Raw genomic sequence first — 15,839 nt, 5'->3', positions numbered from 1 at the left:
GGCGCTACTTCGGCTTCGAGTCCGGCGGGCAATCCGGGCTGACCTTCATCGGCTTGCCACCGCTCTGCACCGTCGGTGCAGCGGAATTCGCGCCGCCGGCATCGGGCAGCACCGCGCTCTTTTCGACGGCCATCGAATTCGCGGTCTTCTCCTCGCCGCTTCCCGTCGTTGCCGACGGCGACGTCGTACAGGCCGTCTCCGGCTTTGCGCCTGATGTCCCGGTGGACTGGGCGGCTGCGGCGCTCACGCTCAACAACCCAGCGACGATCGCTGCCGCGACGCGCGTCATTGTGGTCTCCAATCGTTGAAATGGCTTGCGAGAGGCAAACGTCCTGCCGCAATGATGGTTCCGGAGGAAGCGACGGGGGGCTCTTGCACATCAGCTCCTTTTGGCATATGTCTACGGCATATGCCGTCTTTCCAGTGAGATGCAGCAATGACCGACCAGCGGCACGTCAGGCTCTTTCGCAATGGCCGTAACCAAGCGGTTCGTATTCCCGTCGAATTCGAACTTCCGGGTAACGAGGCGATCATGCATCGCGACGGCGAGCGTCTGGTGATCGAGCCCGTGCGCAAGCGCGGACTTGTCGCCCTGCTCAAGACAATGAAGCCGATCGAGTCTGGCATCCCCGACATCGACGATCCGTTGCCTAAGCCGGAGAACGTGTTTTGACCCGCTACATGCTGGATACAAATATAATCTCCGACCTGATCAGGAACCCTCAAGGCAAGGCAGCAAAGCGGATCGCCAAGGTGGGAGAAAACAACGTATTTACGAGCATCATTGTCGCAGCGGAGTTGCGCTATGGATGCGCGAGGAGCGGTTCGGAGCGGTTGCTCAAAGCGGTTGAAGATCTGCTCGGCGAAATCGACGTGCTCCCGCTGGACATACCTGCCGACACCGAATACGGCAGACTCCGCGCGGAGCTCGAAGCGGCCGGCAAACCGATTGGAGGAAACGATCTGCTGATCGCTGCACATGCTTACGCGACCGGCACCACGATCGTGACCGCCAATACAGATGAGTTCAAACGCATTCGCGGCTTGAAGGTAGAGAATTGGCTCGCCTGAGAGCATCGCGGGCGGATAAGAGAGAAACCAACATGGCCATCGACCTCACCCGCCGTACACTGCTGCATCTTGCGGGCGCTTCTTCGCTGAACGCGGCAGCCGTTGCCGCAGCCCAGGCGGAGGGCACGGCGGGCGGCGGCGGCCCGACCTTCGCCAACCGGACGCCGATGCGGATCGGCATGGTGACGTTGCGCGTGCGCGATCTCGACAAGGTCGCCGACTATTATCGTGACGCGATCGGCCTGACGGTGATGCAGCGCACGCCCACGAGCGCGCGTCTCGGCTCCGGCGGCGTGGCGCTACTCGACCTCGAACGGCGCGAAGGCGCCGCACGCGAGGCGCGGAATGCGGCGGGGCTCTATCACACCGCGTTCCTGATGCCGACGCGCAAGGATCTCGCGCGCTGGCTGGTGCACGCGGCGAAAAACAGGATCCCGCTGTCCGGCTTCGCCGATCACCTCGTCAGCGAATCCGTCTATCTCGACGACCCCGAAGGCAACGGCATCGAGGTCTATGCCGATCGCGCGCCCGAAACCTGGAAATGGGACGCCGGCTCGGTGGCGATGGCAACCGACCAGCTCGACATTGACGACCTGCTGGCGCTGACGGATACGCACACGACCAACTATGCCAAGGCCCCCGATAACTTACGCATCGGCCACATGCACCTGCGCGTCGGCGACCTCGAACGGGCCGACCGCTTCTATGGCGGCGCCATCGGCTTCGACCCGACCCGCAAGCGAAGCGGCGCCGCGTTTCTTTCCTCGGGGCGCTATCACCACCACCTCGGGATCAACGTCTGGCAGAGCGCCGGCGCCGGCCCGCGCGACGACACAGCCACCGGGCTCGCGTGGTTTTCGCTGGAGGTCGCGACGCAGGAAATCCTGCAGGCCCAAACGCTGCGCCTGCGGCAGGCGGGCGCGCCGGCTACGACGATCGCTGATGGCATCGAGACCGCCGATCCCTGGGGCACGAAGCTGCGGCTAATCAAAGTCTGACGCGGTTCGCCCCGGCCAAGGGCATCCGTCCTTATTTCTTCTTGCCGGAACCGAAGGTCGGCTGCCAGCCAGCGGTCTTCTGGCTTGGCGCTGCGGCAATTACCTTGATCTTCTCTTTCTTGGGTTTCTTGGCCTCCCGATTGCCTTTTTGCTCGCCTTTGGCCATGTCGATCTCCCTGGGTTGGTGGTGACGTCGGAACTAAATGCAGATCTGGCTGGATATCGTCGTCGACTAGATATGAGGCGCGTCCAGATCATAACTGACCTTCAACGTCCTGATCAGATCGAGCGTCCGGGCGCGATAGAAATCGTCGGCCTCCGATATTGGCCGGCTGATGCTGGCGCTCCATCCGTAAGCATCGTCAAAAACAAACATCGTCATCCCAGAAGGCCAAGGCCCATGGAGAATCCTTATCTGCTCGACAATCATACCCTGGAGTTCGTCGGCGGTCTTGAAGGCCTTGACGCTCATGGCTTGCCTCCCGGACCTTTTGTCGGCTCTCCGCTATCCTTCAAGCTGATCGAACTCATCTGGCAGCAGGATCCGGCCGCGGGGCGTGGATATCCTCACGTCCAAATAACCTTCCCGCAAAAGCTCCTTTGCCTTCTTGACGGCCGCCCCCGCCGCCAGACGGCTAAGATTGATCCGGCCGAATTGATTGTTGCCGCTGATCAGGTAGTGCAGTTCGCTCGTCCTATCCATGCAGGAATGCCACGGCCACCACCGACAAGGGAAGAAACTGCGGAACGATTAGCGGCGGGACGATCCAGCCGGCCGAGCAAAACTGGGACAACAGAAGCTCCGTCCGTCGCGGCGGCGAGCGTTCCTACACCCTCAGTCACCGATAGGTGCCGTGGGAAACGCGGTGACGGTCAACCCTAGGCTCGCGTCGCGGGAATAGCGAGCGCTAAAACGCCGCGGAGACTGTCGCGAGCGCCATTCCGGCGGCAATGCTCACTTGACCTATCCCAACCTCAATCGCGACTACGGAAGGGTCGCTGACGCAATCCCGCCGCTTCCAACCGAAGCAAATCGAAACGTTCGGTTCCGAAGCCAGACCCGATCCGCGGAAAGTTGCCGGGCCTATCTCAATCGAAGGCCGATGGCAGCTCTCCCTTGCGGAAGATGACCGTCGGCTCGTCATCATAGTCGCCCATCTCCGCGTCGCCGGTGGAGGAGAAGGCAACGACCCCGAGCTTGCTCAAGGCCAGCCGCTCCGCAGTGCGAAGCGCGCCCGTTTCCGTCTTGCAGGCAATCGGGGCATCGGCTTTCAGGTTCCCTCCCCGGCCGGCATTGAATGCCTGAACGAAGTAACTTGTTTCGCGAGCCATGGCGCTCTCCTTTGAGGATGCAAGCCGCACCGCGCGATTTCGGATTCAGGACATCGACCGCAGCAGCGCAGAAATCCCGATCGTTGCAAAGTTGGAGTACGTATCTGATACGGCGTAGGGCAAAATGAGCTGATCGTTGTGCGTCATCGCCCCGCAGGTATAGACCACATTGGGAACGTAGCCCTCGCGTTCGGATGGTTCGGGCCGCAACAACGGCTCACGCGAACGCGCCAGTACCCTGGACGGATCGCGCTTGTCGAGCAACGCCGCTCCGATCGAATATTTCCGGACCGGGCCGACGCCGTGCGTCAGCAGCAGCCAGCCCTCCTCCAGTTCGACCGGCGATCCGCAGTTGCCGATCTGCACGAACTCCCACGGGAATTGCGGCTTCAGGATCGCCTGGCCGCCTTCCCATCGGTAGAGGTCGTCGGAATAAATCAGGTAAAGATTCTCGTTGTCCTGTCGCGCGATCATGGCGTACTTGCCGTCGATTTTGCGCGGGAACAGCGCCATGCCCTTGTTGCGCGCGGCTGCGCCGTGCAGCGGCGTCATCCGAAACGAGAGGAAGTCGCTCGTTTCGATCAATTCCGACCGGATCGCCGTGCCCTTGTAGGCGGTATAGGTGGCGTAATAGGTCATCCGGCCGCCATCGCTGAACTGGACGAAGCGCGCGTCCTCGATGCCGTTCGACTGCGAGTCCGTGACCGGAAAGATCACGCGTTCGCTGATATCCTGCTCCGGCTGGAAGACGACTTCGACTTCGTCGCCGATCGGTCCGGCTGTCTGATGCCTGATCCGGGGGCTCGTCGCGAGCCGGGCGGTCGGATCGACTGCAATACTGCCGTCCGCCGTGATAATGCCGGCGCGAAACGTCAGCGACGACACGTGCCCTTCGCCGACGGCACGGAGGCTCAGAATGAAGCGCAGGCTGCCCTTTGCGATTCCTGATTGGTCCGGGTGCGGCACGATGCTGGGATTGAACAGCGCCGACGCTTCAAACGAATATTCGTGCATGAAGTAGGCGCCAATCAGCTGGCGCTGCACTTCGGAAAACGTGCAGTGCGCCAGCAGTGCTTCCTCCATTTCGTCGGCCCGGCGCTCGAACGTCTCCAACAGGTTGCGGTGCCGGCCCTGGAAATTCTCCAGAACATCGGCCAGTTGGCCCGCCGCGGTCTGTGGATCGAGATTGAGAACGCGCTCGACGATATGGTTGGCGCGCGTCTTGTCGGTCGGGTTGAGATCGCGCGGCTCGGTCGCCGGCTTGAACGGACGCACGATCACGCGCGCGGGATCAGGCCGCAGATAGAGCGCCCGCCGATTGATAAAAGTGGTTTGTAACATGTTGCCCTCGTTTCGCGTTTGCGGGAGTGAACGCTTAACTCAAGCGCCGATGGCGCGAAGCGCCACGGGGTTCGTCGGATTGATATTGGCGCGCGCAAGTTGGCGCATCTCGGCCAGCGCCAGCAGATAGGACACGACCGACTCGCCGCCGCGATTTTCATTGGCACGGTCGGGATGCAGCCCATCGCGACAACTGCCGGTCTCGGAATCGACGAGCGCAACCGACAGGTCGTTGCCGCCGAAGAACCAGAAGAAGACCCCGGCCGCGATGACCTTCCATTCGGCATCGCCGTCCGCGCGCCACGCGGTCAGGCACGCCGCAATGGTTGCGGTGGCTTCCACCGGCTGCTGATCGAATACCTCGGGAGGCTTTCGAAGTTCGCCGAAGCTCGTCGTCCCCACAGGACGGAAATGGCCGGTCGACGTCGTTTGCAGCGTCATCAACCAGCGCAGGGTTCTCAAACCGGCATCGACATAGGCCGGCGTTTGCGTTGCGAGGCCTGTCGCAATCAGGGCCTGCGGCAGGCGCGCATTGTCATATGCCAAAACTTCCTCGAACCACACCCAGTCCGGCGTCTCGACCAAAGCCAGCGCGGATACCAGCGTGTCGGCAAGCGAATGCCTGATCTCGCGGGCGCGCTGATCCTCCGGAGCTGCGGCGCAATAGGCGTCCAGACCGAGCAGCGTGAAGGCCATGGCGCGAGGCGAACGAAAGGCCGCGGCGGTCGACAGGGCTTCGGCAAACAAGGCCACCGCCCACCGGCGCCGTGACCGGCTGGCATCCTTCCGCGCGCATTCGCCGAGCGCCCACAGGGTTCGCCCGTGACTGTCCTCGGAGCCTTCATCTTCGAGCCAGGTCCGGTTGAAACCCATGAAGTTGCGGAAGCGCCTGGTATCGGGATTCCAGGCATGCTGCACAAAGGCGGCAAAGCGGCCGGTCTGGCTTTCCGAAAGCGGGCGCTCGCCCGGCTCATTGAGCGCGCAAGCCAGCAGCAACGCGCGGGCGTTGTCGTCCACGCAGTAACCGTGCGCGCGATCAGGCACCGAATGCACGGCGTGCTGGAACAGTCCGGTATCGTCGCACATCGACAGGAAATGGCCCAATTGCATGTCGGGCACCGCGGGGCCGTGCGGCGCGATCGCGTCCGGCGCGGCACGCGCGATCACCTTCAGCCGGTGGCCCTGCCGTGCATTTTCGAAGGCGGTCATGTAACGCTCGGCCGTGCGCGCCCATGTCATCGACCGGCTGGCGGCGTAGGCGCGCTCGCGCATTGCCTGCCGGCGAGGACCGTCGGTCAGCAGTCCTGCAATTTCGTTGCCGGTCTCTGTCGGGTCGCCAAAGGCAACGAGAACGCCGCGGCCGTCGGCCAGCAGTTCGCGCGCATGCCAGTAAGGCGTCGAGACCACCGGCTTGCCGAGGCCGAAGCTGTAGGCCAGCGTGCCGGACGTCATCTGCGCCTCGTTGAGATAGGGCGTGACATACACGTCGCACATTGAAATGAATTCGAGCAGCGTGGCCTGATCCACGAACTGGTCGAGGAATACGACATGATCCTCGACGCCAAGTTTGCGCACCCGTGCCATCAGGCTGCCGCGATAGGCTTCGCCCTGGTCGCGAACCAGATTGGGATGCGTCGCACCGAGCACCACATAGACCGCGTCCGGCCGCCTTTGCAGGATCGAGGGCATGGCGTCGATCATGACCTCGATGCCCTTGCTGGGGGACAGCAGGCCGAACGTCAGAATCACCGACCGGTTGCTGAATCCGAGCTTCGCCTTTGCCGCATCCGGCGCAACAAACGGAAAGTCGGGGATGCCATGGGCGATGACCTCGATCTTGTCGTCCGGTACGCGATAGACGTTGCGCAGCAGTTCACGGCCCTTGCTGGCCATCACGACGACTTTCGAGGACATCTCGACGATGCGCTCCATCACCGCGCGCTGAGCCGCCGTCGGCGCGGCCAGCACCGTGTGCAGCGTCGTGACGACCGGCATGGTCAAGCGCGACAGCAGCTCCAGGATATGGGCCCCGGCCTCGCCGCCGAAAATTCCGAATTCGTGCTGCAGGCAGACGATGTCGAACCGGCCGGCGTTGAGAAACGCAGCGGCGCCGACATACTCCTCGATGCTGCCGTCCTTGATCTGAAAGGCTACCGAGGCAGGATAGTCATAGGTCTGATCGTGGTCGGTCATTGCCACGATGCAGGTTTGCAGGCTTGGCCGTGAATGCGAGATCGCGCGTTGCAGGTCGGTCGAAAATGTTGCGATGCCGCAGCGGCGCGGCAACGAATTGCCGATCACTGCGATCCTGCGGAGCGGCGTCATGTGCGCGCCTCGGCCAGGCCGGAGAGTCTCGCCAGGTCGGCCGCAACGGGCTGAACAGGTCTGGCCGATTGGCCGGAAAGCCCGTGCAAAAGGGAGTCGATCGGACCGCTTGCGGGATACGCGACCAGGGCGGTCAGCCCGTCGGCACCGACGTCGATGCTGGCGCGACCGCCGCCGACGAAGATCGCCTGCCCGATGGATAGCGCGGCCGATCCGATCGCCGCATGGCCATCGAGCGCGAGAACCCAGGTCTCCGGGTCGGCGAGCAGCGCCCAGCTTGAATCCGCGGGCAGCTCAAGCCGCTCGAGCACAAAATGCCGGCTCGCGACCAGAACCGTCCGCTCGGGAGTCATGCGGGTGGGAAGACCCGGCGGCCGAAGCGGGAAGACGTTCGCAACGGCTACGCCATTGTCGATGTGCAGTTCACGCTCCCTGCCGTAGTCGAACAGGCGAAATGTCGCATCGCTGCGCTGCTGAATCTCGGCGAGCACGATGCCCGCGCCGAGCGCGTGGATGGTGCCGGCCGGAATGAAGATGACATCGCCTTTCGCAGCCGGACGCCATTGAACCAGATCAACGATCGAGCCATTCGTGATCGCCGCATACAATTCCTGTGGCGTGATCCGTCGGTTCAAACCGACGCCGATCTGCGCGCCCGGTTCCGCCGAGATGATGTACCACGCTTCGCTCTTGCCATTCGGCATCCCCATCGCGCGCGCAAACGTATCGTCCGGATGAACCTGGATCGACAGCGGCGCGCTGGTGAACAGCAACTTGAGCAGCAAGGCAGGAGTCGGCGCATGGCTGTCGGCGCGCTCGAACCAGAGCTCTCCCACCGCATCTCCGGTACCGTCCACGCTGCTCCATGGCTGGAGATCGCTGACGCCCCAGGGCTTGTGCACGGCCTGCACGGAGGCGTGTTCGATGGACATAGCGTCTCCTGACCCGTGACGCGCATGCCGAAGCGGCATGCCGTTGGTCGATATCATCTGCAGGATTGTGTGGCTAAGCGTCGCGTCTGCCGGACACGCCTTGTTGCGAAACCGAGTACGCTGTTGCTCATATGGATACTGCCGTACCCAATAGCAACCATCACGTTGCTATCGCGATCGGATCAGATGCGGCATGAACGCTGACCCTTGTCCTCGCTTTTGGGATTTCCCTCGACATCGGGACCAAAAGAGCGTCTGTTGTTCGCGTCATCGCGCTTCATAGGCTGCTATCGCTGACTGAGAGTCTGGCACTGCCGTCGCACGACGGGCGGCCGATAGGTCTACCCAGCCAAGCGTTCCATTTGTGAGAGCGGCTGGCACCGGCAATGCTGGCGCCAATTGTTCCTGGTCTCCTGATCGCTGCAGCAATTGTCGTCCGGCGGTAACACCGCAGTGACGGAGGACGCGCATCACGATGCGTCAGTCGCGGCTTTTGAAGCCAGCTTCCACGCAGATCGAACAATCGCGGTGAACGCGAAAGGAATGACGATGAAGAAACCCCTGTTTTCCATTGAAGAGCCGGAGCCGAAGAAGGCGGTGCGGGCCGACAGGCCTCCGACCGAAGGGTTCGCGACGATCGTCGACGGCCATTTCAAGTCGGAGTTTGACACGGCCGAGGCTGCCGAAGTCTCCGGCCGAAAACTGAAGACCGCTTATCCGATGCTTCAGGTCCAGGTCTACGATGCCGCCATGAAGGTGCGCACCTTGTTGAGCTAGCTGGCAAGGCTGGTTGTCGACCGGGCGTAGAAACGCCCCTGCCAGCCGGGCGCCTCCATCTCAGCAACCGCGGCAGATATTCTTCAGCTTGGCGCTGGTCCTGGCGTCTTCTGCGCTGAAAGGATCCTTGTAGGCGTCTCGCGACGGGTCCTTTTCGGAGACTGCGGACTTTTCCATTTTTGGAGGGTACACGGCGTCGTAGCACGACAGCCGCGCATTGGCGTTTTCGATCACGCGGCACTCAGGCCCTGCGGCGAGAGCGCCCGTCGCACACACGCACAGTGCCAGCACGGCGAGAGTCGTCTTCATCCGAGTTCCTTCCCGATGGGCCGCAGTTTCAAATCAAGCAGGTGACGCGAGACGATTACGCCGTCACGCAATCTCGTCGGTCCAGACCTTGAAGCCGGCCAATGTGTTTGGCCCGAAGGTCTGGGTGATCGGCACATCGGAAGCGTCGCGCCCCTGCGCGATCAGGATGCGGCCGATCCTCGGCACGTTGTTGCGCGGATCGAAGGTGCGCCAGTGCCCGCCGATATAGGCTTCGAACCAGCCGGCGAAATCGCCTGCGGCCCAGGGTTTCGGCGTGCCGATGTCGCTGAGATAGCCCGTGCAATAGCGCGCGGGAATGTTCATGCAGCGGCAGAACGCGACGGCGAGATGGGCGTAATCGCGGCAGACGCCCTTGCCTTCCTCATAAGCCTCCCACGCCGTCCGCGTGGCGCGGGCGTGCTCGTATCCGAAGGCGATGTGACGGTGGACGAAATCGCAGATCGCCTGGACCCGCGCCCAGCCCGGCGGCGTTTTCTCGAACAATTGCCAGGCGATTTCCGAAAGCCGGTCGGTCTCGCAATAGCGGCTGCCGAGCAGATAGACCAGAGTGTCCGCAGGCAGATCCTCGACCGCGTGCTGGACGGCGGAAGCAAACACCGGATCGGGCAGGCCGCTGTCGCGAACGACGCCATCGGCCGCAAGACGCACGCGGCCGGCGGGCGCAACCATGCGGCTGCACCAATTGCCGAACATGTCGCGATAGGGGGAGATCTCGACGACCGGGTCGGTGGTGAGGAAGTCCGGCACGATGACATCGGACGCACGGCTGAAGTGTGTGCCCAGCACCATGATCATCGGCGTCGGCTGCGGGAAATCGTAGAGCATTTCGAATCCGACGCGAATCTTCACTCGAAAGCCCTTCTCCATCCACTGACTGTTCGAAGTGGCTACGAAACCGGCGAATACAAGGCGCTGGCCGCCTCATTCGACCAAATGCGGCGGGTGCCAAAGAAAACGATAGCTAATTGCCGCGAAAGCGCGCACGTTGCCACGATGTCCGCAAAACATGATGACTTCGTGCGCAGCTTCGCCGAGCTGCCGGCATGACCACGCGTACGCGACGGGAAACGGTTCATTTCAGGCATCCGTTCCGCATCAGGGGTATCGACCGGCAGCTCGCACCGGGGGCTTACGAAATCGTCACCGACGAGGAGATGATCGAGGGCCTTTCGTTTCCGTGCTTTCGGCGGGTCGCCACCATGATCATGGTGCCCGGCGCGCCGCCGCAGCGTTCCGCGATGGAGATGATCTCGATCAGTTCGGTCGATCTGTCCGACGCGCAACGCATCGATGCGAGCGCACCGCGTGACTGATACCCCGATCGAGCTCGACAAACATCGCGGCATGGCGGCGCAGAAGGCCACCGATATCCGTCGCGTGATCGCCGACGTCGAGGCCAACGCGAAGCTGTTGCGTGACAAGCAGGGCGTCGTCGAAATCGAGATCCTCACCGCGCCAGCCACCTCGTGGTCCGAGGCGGTGGCCAAGGCGCGTTATGTGCTCAATCTGTATTCCGCCGGCCTGCCGGCGACCGACACCCACCACCGCGACCTCGTGTCCGCGGTGCTTGCGGATCTCACCCGGCTCGCGGGTGAAGCGACCTGAACAAGACGATGTTCGGCCTAAAAGAACTGTACACTTCCTCCAGCCGTCCCGACCAGGATCGAACGGCGCAAACCGAAAGCACCTGATGCAAAATCTCTCGCCACGTCACGTCATGACGGAAGAATCGCTTCGCCTCGGGGTGGAGTCCGGCTGGTATTCGACCAAGGTCAGTGGAACCTTCGTCTCCGGCCCGCATTCTTCCGAAGCGGACTGCCTGCGCAGGATCCTGGAAATCAACCCGCCGCCGGTAACAAAAAAGAGGGTAGCCGGATGAGAGGATCGTTTCGCTCCGGGAGAAATGCCTGATGACGTTCGCGCGCGGCAACATCCGAGGCTATGACGACGACCGGATGGTCCTGCTGTTCTCCATGATGGACGGCGCCAGGGAAGTGCCCTGCGCCGTCAGCGCTTCGGCCATGGACGATCTGGATCACGTGCCGCGGACGCCGGCAGACCGGCGCGAGGAACAGTTCGAGCGGTGGCGGGACCGGATCGAGGCATGCGCGTCCCGCAAATTCCAGGCGCGAGAGTTCGAAGGCACTCCCCCCGGTATCATCGTGCGCAGCATCGATTTCCGGTCCTGAAGACACGGCCGCTCAGCGGCCGTCGCTGATGTCACGATGAACCGGTCTGCGGACCGGTGAAAAAAGTTCCGCCTTTTCCCCGATCATGTTTTAAGGTCCCGAGCTATGTTTCGAAGGGGCCGCTTGCATGAACTTGCCGATGAGCTGGGACGAATGGGCTGACCACGACGGCGTTGCGCTGGCCGCGCGCGTCGCCAAGGGTGAACTGACGGCCGCGGAACTGGCCGCGCAGGCAGCCGCCGGCATCGCCAAGGTCGATCCCGCGCTTTCAGCCGTCGTCGAAATCTTCGAGGATGCGGTCACCGACCCCGGCACCGACGGCACCAATCTCGACGGTCCGTTTGCCGGACTTCCGTTCCTGATGAAGGACCTTGGTCCGACGATGCGGGGCCGGCTGCAGGAAATGGGCTCGCTCTACATGCGCGGCAACCGCGCCTCGGCCGACACCTTCATGACGACGAAGATGCGCGGGGCCGGGCTCAATCTGATCGGCCGCACCACCACGCCGGAATTCGGCGTCTGCAGCTCGGCGGACAATCCCGCCGTCTACGTCACGCGCAATCCCTGGAATACCGACTACACCACCTGCGGCTCGTCGGCCGGCAGCGCCGCGATGGTCGCCGCCGGCTGTGTGCCGATCGCGCATGCCACCGATGGCGGCGGCTCGATCCGGATTCCCGCCGGCGTCAACGGCAATATCGGGCTAAAAGTCTCGCGCGGCGTGTTCTCGCTGTCGCCGCTTTTGTCCGACCTCAGCGGGCTGGTCTCGATTCAAGGCTGCCAGTCGCGCACGGTGCGCGACACCGCGGCTTTCGTCGATGCCTGCCGCGGTCCGGCGCCGGGCGAATTCATGCCGTTCTGGAGTCCGCCCGAGCCCTATACGCGGATGATCGCGCGCGATCCGGCGCCGCTGAAAATCGCGCTGTCGTACCAGTGGGGCGAATACCGCGCGACGCCGCATATCGCGGCCGAGCTGCAGAAAGTCGGGCGCTTCCTCGAAGGCCTCGGCCATCACGTCGACTACGCCTTGCCGGAGCTGGACTATCGCGAAGCCTTTGCGGCGCAGACCACCTGCTACATCAGCAATTTTGCCGTCGTCATCTCCAACATGCTGGCGGCGCGCGGCCTGGAGAAACCGCCGGAAGATCTGATCGAGCCCATCAACATCCGGATCTGGGAGCATGGCCGGAACACGAGCTATGCCGACCGGGCACGAATGCAGGCGGTGTTCAACACGACGTCGCGCGGCTTCGGCGCGTTCTTCGAGGACTGGGACATCATCCTGACGCCGATCACGGCGCTGCCGACGCCGAAGGTTGGCACCACGGAGTATCTGACCATCAGCGACAATCCTGACGTGCTGGACTGGTTCGGCAATCTCTGGCGCAATTTTGCCTTTACGCCGCTCGCCAATCTCTGCGGCATCCCCGCGATCTCGCTGCCGCTCGCCACCCACGAGCACGGCCTGCCGCTCGGCATCCAGGCGATCGCCAAGCAGGCCAATGACGGGCTGCTGTTGCAACTGGCGGCGCAGATCGAGCGCGCCATCGGCGGCAAGTGGAATGCGGGGCAGAGGCCCGGCGTGCATGTGACGAGCGGTTGAACTCAACCGTCATTGCGAGCGCAGCGAAGCAATTCACCTTCCCCACGCCGCGGCATGGATTGCTTCGCTGCGCTCGCAATGACGGCGGGGGATGCGGCACCGAATCCGCGCCTCACGGTGGCGGGCTCGCCAAATTTTTAGGGCACCGTGTACCAATAGTCCGGCCGTCGTCCACGGGCGTGGTATTTCGGAGGCCCTAGGATCTTCGTGAGGTTGAGACCCCCGCGACTTCGCCTCCCCTGCCAAGCAGAGCGTCACGGGCTTCCTTCAGGCGTTTCAAACTCGCCACATTGGTTTCGCGTCTTTCGTCCAGACGATTCAGATAGGACAGTTCGGCCTTGACCTGGGCAAGGTTCAGGGCGTCGTCCATGCTGTTCGATCCTTGCTCTGCGGGCTGATCGGCTACTTCCAAGGCCTGGTCGTGGGTGGGCTGAATTGATTTTAGCATGAGGATGCCGATCCGATTGTGAAATTTACCACACATAGCGCACGAACTCCGCCCTCAGTACGCCTGCACCACGCCGAGGCGCGAGACGTAGGTCGTGGTCTGGTTCGGGGAAATGGCGAGCATGGTCAGCGCCACGGTCGCAAACACCACGGCGCGCGTTCGCCGGACGCCGTACCACCCCGGCCCGCAGGATGCTGCACAGACACCTTTGATCTCACTCGGAATTCCCCCGTCCCCGGCCTCAGCGGCATCGGCAACATCGCCTTGGGCGGCGGCGGTGTCCTGAAACCGCTGTTGAGACATTCTGAAATTTTTCTGATATTCGGCGCACCTGTACGCTTGGGCACATTTTTGCGGTCGATCCGGGGACTAAATGGGCACAGTTGCCGGTGGGAGGGGAACGGTGCTGCGCTTTTCTGGCTTTGAGCTCGATTCTGAGCGCGCCGAACTGCGCGCACCCGATGGCGGGACGATCAGGCTCCGGCCCAAGACCCTGGAGATACTGCGGCTGCTCGCCGGGAATGCCGGCCGCGTCTTAAGCAAGCAGCAGTTGATGGAAGCGGTCTGGCCGAACGTCCATGTCGGCGAGGACAGCCTGTTCCAATGCATCCGTGAAATCTGCGCAGCACTCGGCGACGACAAGCGCGAGGTGGTCCGGGTCATTTCAGGACGCGGCTATCTGTTCCAGGCCGAGGTGACCGAGGTCCCCGCGCCAGCTGCGCCGGAAGCAGCCTCAACGGTCCAGCCGCCCGCCGCATCAGACACGACGCCGACAGTCGAAACGAACAATGAACCCGCGAAACGGTTTTTCGACTTCAGCCGGCGTCGCAACGCAGCCTTCGCTGCCGTCGCGGGGCTCGCCATTCTGGGCGCCGCCATCGCCGTGTGGATGCTGCGCCCCGGCCTGATCTTTGCGCGTGGGCCCGCGACCGTCGCCGTGATGCCGATCGCGGACGCGAGCAACGATCCCCTCGTCGCCCAGATGGCTGCCAATGTAAGCGGACGCCTCACCGACGGGCTGGCGAAGATCGAAAACATCCGCGTCCTGATTCCCGAGTCGACCACAACGAGGGCCGACTTCGTGGTGAAAGGCGAACTGCAGAAGAGCGAGCAAGCCTGGACGATACGGACGCGCATGACAGAGGCGGCAACCGGCGAGGTCACGTGGACCGCGTCATATCAGGTCAACCCGGCGGACACGGACCTGCAGATGCAGCAGTCCCGGCTCGCAGCGGGCGTCGGTCACGCCCTGGCGCTGCGCATCAACGAATTGCTGGATGCCGACACGCGATCCGCAGCGAAGAACAAGGTCGTGATCGAGCAGGCGACCGCCCATATCAACCAGACCTCGCCGGAACGTTTTCAGGCGGCGCAGGCCATGCTGGAGAAGGCGCTGGCCGAAGATCCCGACAATGTCGAGGTACAGGTGGCGCTCGCCGCGCTCCTGATGCGCGGCGTGCAGATGGTCTGGCTGAGCGCGGCCGAGCGCGAGACGGCGGAGACCAAGGCCGAAGCGCTGCTGCAGCAGACGCTGCGCGCAAAACCCAATCATGTCCCGGCGCACGAGGCCTATTGCCGTTTCCTCAGCGCCACCAACCAGTTCCGCTCGAGTCTCGTGGCCTGCGCGCGAGCCCTCAGCTTCGATCCGTGGAACGGGATCGCGCTGTATCATGTCGGTCTTGCACAGATCCGGACGGGTCGCTTCGAGGATGCGCTGGCGACGTTCAAGCAGGCCGACCGCTTCGACACGCCGCAGGTCTCGCGCTGGACCTGGATGATCGGCGCAGGCTGGGCCAACATGCTGATGGGCCGTGCCGAAGAAGCCGTGCCGTGGCTGCTGAAGTCGATCGCGATCACGTCAGCCAGCGGACGCACGCATATGCTTCTGGCGGCCGCCTATCAGCAACTCGGCAAGACCGAGGAAGCCAGAGAGGCAATGGAAAAGGCGCGCGAATTGCGCCCCGGCTCGACCTATAGCAACGTCCCGCCGCCGCGGAAGAATTCCAGCCAGGCTTATCTCGAGGCTTCCGAGCGGATCATGCAGCTGATGGTCGCGGCGGGGCTGCCAGAAAGCTGACGTACCGCGCGCCCCGTGATTATTCTGTCAGCTGGGCCGGCAAGGTGCCGGCCTGACTGCGGCCGGCTTCAGTCGCATCCCACCAGCTGCCGAGAGCGTCAAGCAACGGCACGAGCTTGAGACCAGCCGGCGTCAGATCGTATTCCACGCGCAACGGATATCCCGCGAATTCAGTGCGCGCGACAATGCCGGCGTCCTCCAGCTTGCGAAGCTCCAAGGTGAGCATCCTGTGCGAGATGGTGGGGTTGTCCCTGCGCAGGTCGCTGAAGCGTTTGGTGCCCTGCTTCAGATAGTAGATCAGCAGGCCGGGCCAGCGGCCGCTGATGACCTGCATCACTTCTTCGATGGGACAGCGCGAGACGAGATCTTTCATCCGATTACTCGTGGTTACAAAAAGGTGCGTAATTTACTTGGCG

The 15,839-nt window shown here is 63.1% G+C and carries 23 protein-coding genes; 10 read left to right on the top strand and 13 right to left on the bottom strand.

The window, feature by feature from the left end; translation table 11 throughout:
- Window positions 1-4: 4 nt before the first annotated feature.
- Complete coding sequence (locus tag JQ624_RS22950) at window positions 5-289, bottom strand: hypothetical protein (protein WP_212421175.1); 285 nt, start codon at window positions 287-289, stop codon at window positions 5-7.
- A 147-nt stretch (window positions 290-436) separates the two neighbouring features.
- Between JQ624_RS22950 and JQ624_RS22945 the strand changes: the two genes are divergently transcribed.
- From JQ624_RS22945 to JQ624_RS22935, 3 genes are read left to right on the top strand one after another with little or no spacing between them, the layout of a single operon-like run.
- Entirely contained in the window at window positions 437-673 is a 237-nt protein-coding gene (locus JQ624_RS22945; protein WP_212421174.1) for an antitoxin, read from the top strand.
- An 8-nt stretch (window positions 674-681) separates the two neighbouring features.
- A complete protein-coding gene (locus JQ624_RS22940; protein ID WP_409334363.1) occupies window positions 682-1,071 on the top strand; it encodes a type II toxin-antitoxin system VapC family toxin in 390 nt (129 codons plus the stop codon).
- Between the two features lie 32 nt (window positions 1,072-1,103).
- Complete coding sequence (locus JQ624_RS22935; protein WP_212421172.1) at window positions 1,104-2,069, top strand: VOC family protein; 966 nt, start codon at window positions 1,104-1,106, stop codon at window positions 2,067-2,069.
- Window positions 2,070-2,100: 31 nt separating this feature from the next.
- Here the strand turns inward: JQ624_RS22935 and JQ624_RS39350 are convergent, their stop codons facing one another.
- From JQ624_RS39350 to JQ624_RS22905, 7 genes are all read right to left on the bottom strand, one after another.
- A complete protein-coding gene (locus JQ624_RS39350) occupies window positions 2,101-2,235 on the bottom strand; it encodes a hypothetical protein (RefSeq protein WP_283816945.1) in 135 nt (44 codons plus the stop codon).
- 66 nt (window positions 2,236-2,301) lie between these two features.
- Window positions 2,302-2,541, bottom strand: coding sequence for a hypothetical protein (locus tag JQ624_RS22930; RefSeq protein WP_212421171.1), 240 nt, complete (start codon window positions 2,539-2,541; stop codon window positions 2,302-2,304).
- 33 nt (window positions 2,542-2,574) lie between these two features.
- Window positions 2,575-2,772 carry a hypothetical protein gene (locus tag JQ624_RS22925; protein ID WP_249130002.1) on the bottom strand — a complete coding sequence of 66 codons (198 nt, stop codon included), beginning with the start codon at window positions 2,770-2,772 and terminating at the stop codon, window positions 2,575-2,577.
- A gap of 386 nt (window positions 2,773-3,158) precedes the next feature.
- Complete coding sequence (locus JQ624_RS22920) at window positions 3,159-3,401, bottom strand: hypothetical protein (RefSeq protein WP_212421170.1); 243 nt, start codon at window positions 3,399-3,401, stop codon at window positions 3,159-3,161.
- 45 nt (window positions 3,402-3,446) lie between these two features.
- Window positions 3,447-4,742 (bottom strand): glycoside hydrolase family 130 protein, encoded by a 1,296-nt coding sequence (locus JQ624_RS22915; RefSeq protein ID WP_212421169.1) that lies wholly within the window; start codon window positions 4,740-4,742, stop codon window positions 3,447-3,449.
- A 39-nt stretch (window positions 4,743-4,781) separates the two neighbouring features.
- Window positions 4,782-7,067 carry a glycosyltransferase family 4 protein gene (locus JQ624_RS22910; RefSeq protein ID WP_212421168.1) on the bottom strand — a complete coding sequence of 762 codons (2,286 nt, stop codon included), beginning with the start codon at window positions 7,065-7,067 and terminating at the stop codon, window positions 4,782-4,784.
- Window positions 7,064-7,978: a class I mannose-6-phosphate isomerase gene (locus tag JQ624_RS22905; RefSeq protein WP_312014478.1), complete on the bottom strand. Its 915-nt coding sequence runs from the start codon at window positions 7,976-7,978 to the stop codon at window positions 7,064-7,066. Before JQ624_RS22905 ends, JQ624_RS22910 begins: the two co-directional genes overlap by 4 nt.
- 474 nt (window positions 7,979-8,452) lie before the next feature.
- On the opposite strand from JQ624_RS22905, the gene JQ624_RS22900 reads away from it, so the two are divergent.
- Window positions 8,453-8,776, top strand: a complete 324-nt coding sequence (locus JQ624_RS22900) for a hypothetical protein (RefSeq protein WP_249130001.1) — start codon at window positions 8,453-8,455, stop codon at window positions 8,774-8,776.
- A 60-nt stretch (window positions 8,777-8,836) separates the two neighbouring features.
- Here JQ624_RS22900 and JQ624_RS22895 read toward each other — a convergent pair whose 3' ends face one another.
- Entirely contained in the window at window positions 8,837-9,085 is a 249-nt protein-coding gene (locus tag JQ624_RS22895) for a type VI secretion system-associated protein TagO (protein ID WP_212421166.1), read from the bottom strand.
- Window positions 9,086-9,148: 63 nt separating this feature from the next.
- Window positions 9,149-9,955: a transglutaminase family protein gene (locus JQ624_RS22890; protein WP_212421165.1), complete on the bottom strand. Its 807-nt coding sequence runs from the start codon at window positions 9,953-9,955 to the stop codon at window positions 9,149-9,151.
- A gap of 194 nt (window positions 9,956-10,149) precedes the next feature.
- Here JQ624_RS22890 and JQ624_RS22885 point away from each other — a divergent pair, with 194 nt between their 5' ends.
- The 5 genes from JQ624_RS22885 (at window position 10,150) to JQ624_RS22865 (ending at window position 12,898) form a co-directional block, all read left to right on the top strand.
- Window positions 10,150-10,419: a hypothetical protein gene (locus JQ624_RS22885; RefSeq protein WP_212421164.1), complete on the top strand. Its 270-nt coding sequence runs from the start codon at window positions 10,150-10,152 to the stop codon at window positions 10,417-10,419.
- Complete coding sequence (locus JQ624_RS22880) at window positions 10,412-10,711, top strand: hypothetical protein (RefSeq protein WP_212421163.1); 300 nt, start codon at window positions 10,412-10,414, stop codon at window positions 10,709-10,711. The genes JQ624_RS22885 and JQ624_RS22880 overlap by 8 nt, the downstream gene beginning before the upstream one ends.
- 85 nt (window positions 10,712-10,796) lie before the next feature.
- Window positions 10,797-10,985: a hypothetical protein gene (locus JQ624_RS22875; protein ID WP_212421162.1), complete on the top strand. Its 189-nt coding sequence runs from the start codon at window positions 10,797-10,799 to the stop codon at window positions 10,983-10,985.
- A 31-nt stretch (window positions 10,986-11,016) separates the two neighbouring features.
- Entirely contained in the window at window positions 11,017-11,295 is a 279-nt protein-coding gene (locus tag JQ624_RS22870) for a DUF1488 domain-containing protein (RefSeq protein ID WP_212421161.1), read from the top strand.
- Window positions 11,296-11,422: 127 nt separating this feature from the next.
- Window positions 11,423-12,898: an amidase gene (locus tag JQ624_RS22865; RefSeq protein ID WP_212421160.1), complete on the top strand. Its 1,476-nt coding sequence runs from the start codon at window positions 11,423-11,425 to the stop codon at window positions 12,896-12,898.
- Window positions 12,899-13,094: 196 nt separating this feature from the next.
- Here the strand turns inward: JQ624_RS22865 and JQ624_RS22860 are convergent, their stop codons facing one another.
- The gene (locus tag JQ624_RS22860) at window positions 13,095-13,268 is read right to left on the bottom strand and encodes a hypothetical protein (RefSeq protein WP_212421159.1); all 174 of its coding nucleotides are present in this window, start codon (window positions 13,266-13,268) and stop codon (window positions 13,095-13,097) included.
- 132 nt (window positions 13,269-13,400) lie between these two features.
- Complete coding sequence (locus JQ624_RS22855) at window positions 13,401-13,649, bottom strand: hypothetical protein (RefSeq protein WP_212421158.1); 249 nt, start codon at window positions 13,647-13,649, stop codon at window positions 13,401-13,403.
- Between the two features lie 100 nt (window positions 13,650-13,749).
- Here JQ624_RS22855 and JQ624_RS22850 point away from each other — a divergent pair, with 100 nt between their 5' ends.
- Entirely contained in the window at window positions 13,750-15,423 is a 1,674-nt protein-coding gene (locus tag JQ624_RS22850; protein WP_312014477.1) for a tetratricopeptide repeat protein, read from the top strand.
- A gap of 19 nt (window positions 15,424-15,442) precedes the next feature.
- Here the strand turns inward: JQ624_RS22850 and JQ624_RS22845 are convergent, their stop codons facing one another.
- On the bottom strand, window positions 15,443-15,796 hold the full coding sequence (locus tag JQ624_RS22845) for a helix-turn-helix domain-containing protein (RefSeq protein WP_212421156.1): 354 nt from the start codon (window positions 15,794-15,796) through the stop codon (window positions 15,443-15,445).
- Between the last annotated feature and the right edge of the window lie 43 nt (window positions 15,797-15,839).

The organism is Bradyrhizobium sp. AUGA SZCCT0283, assembly GCF_018130385.1.
Lineage (GTDB): Bacteria > Pseudomonadota > Alphaproteobacteria > Rhizobiales > Xanthobacteraceae > Bradyrhizobium.
Note: the sequence above shows the minus strand (reverse complement) of the source record. Positions and strands in the feature narration are given on the sequence as shown.

Excerpts from the sequence above, each read along its gene's own strand:
- JQ624_RS22920 (WP_212421170.1), bottom strand. The coding sequence starts at position 3,401 with ATGGCTCGCGAAACAAGTTACTTCGTTCAGGCATTCAATGCCGGCCGG.
- JQ624_RS22895 (WP_212421166.1), bottom strand. The coding sequence starts at position 9,085 with ATGAAGACGACTCTCGCCGTGCTGGCACTGTGCGTGTGTGCGACGGGC.
- JQ624_RS22910 (WP_212421168.1), bottom strand. The coding sequence starts at position 7,067 with ATGACGCCGCTCCGCAGGATCGCAGTGATCGGCAATTCGTTGCCGCGC.
- JQ624_RS22885 (WP_212421164.1), top strand. The coding sequence starts at position 10,150 with ATGACCACGCGTACGCGACGGGAAACGGTTCATTTCAGGCATCCGTTC.
- JQ624_RS22930 (WP_212421171.1), bottom strand. The coding sequence starts at position 2,541 with ATGAGCGTCAAGGCCTTCAAGACCGCCGACGAACTCCAGGGTATGATT.
- JQ624_RS22945 (WP_212421174.1), top strand. The coding sequence starts at position 437 with ATGACCGACCAGCGGCACGTCAGGCTCTTTCGCAATGGCCGTAACCAA.
- JQ624_RS22925 (WP_249130002.1), bottom strand. The coding sequence starts at position 2,772 with ATGGATAGGACGAGCGAACTGCACTACCTGATCAGCGGCAACAATCAA.
- JQ624_RS22860 (WP_212421159.1), bottom strand. The coding sequence starts at position 13,268 with ATGGACGACGCCCTGAACCTTGCCCAGGTCAAGGCCGAACTGTCCTAT.
- JQ624_RS22935 (WP_212421172.1), top strand. The coding sequence starts at position 1,104 with ATGGCCATCGACCTCACCCGCCGTACACTGCTGCATCTTGCGGGCGCT.
- JQ624_RS22865 (WP_212421160.1), top strand. The coding sequence starts at position 11,423 with ATGAACTTGCCGATGAGCTGGGACGAATGGGCTGACCACGACGGCGTT.
- JQ624_RS22845 (WP_212421156.1), bottom strand. The coding sequence starts at position 15,796 with ATGAAAGATCTCGTCTCGCGCTGTCCCATCGAAGAAGTGATGCAGGTC.
- JQ624_RS39350 (WP_283816945.1), bottom strand. The coding sequence starts at position 2,235 with ATGGCCAAAGGCGAGCAAAAAGGCAATCGGGAGGCCAAGAAACCCAAG.
- JQ624_RS22870 (WP_212421161.1), top strand. The coding sequence starts at position 11,017 with ATGACGTTCGCGCGCGGCAACATCCGAGGCTATGACGACGACCGGATG.
- JQ624_RS22875 (WP_212421162.1), top strand. The coding sequence starts at position 10,797 with ATGCAAAATCTCTCGCCACGTCACGTCATGACGGAAGAATCGCTTCGC.
- JQ624_RS22915 (WP_212421169.1), bottom strand. The coding sequence starts at position 4,742 with ATGTTACAAACCACTTTTATCAATCGGCGGGCGCTCTATCTGCGGCCT.
- JQ624_RS22940 (WP_409334363.1), top strand. The coding sequence starts at position 682 with ATGCTGGATACAAATATAATCTCCGACCTGATCAGGAACCCTCAAGGC.
- JQ624_RS22855 (WP_212421158.1), bottom strand. The coding sequence starts at position 13,649 with ATGTCTCAACAGCGGTTTCAGGACACCGCCGCCGCCCAAGGCGATGTT.
- JQ624_RS22950 (WP_212421175.1), bottom strand. The coding sequence starts at position 289 with ATGACGCGCGTCGCGGCAGCGATCGTCGCTGGGTTGTTGAGCGTGAGC.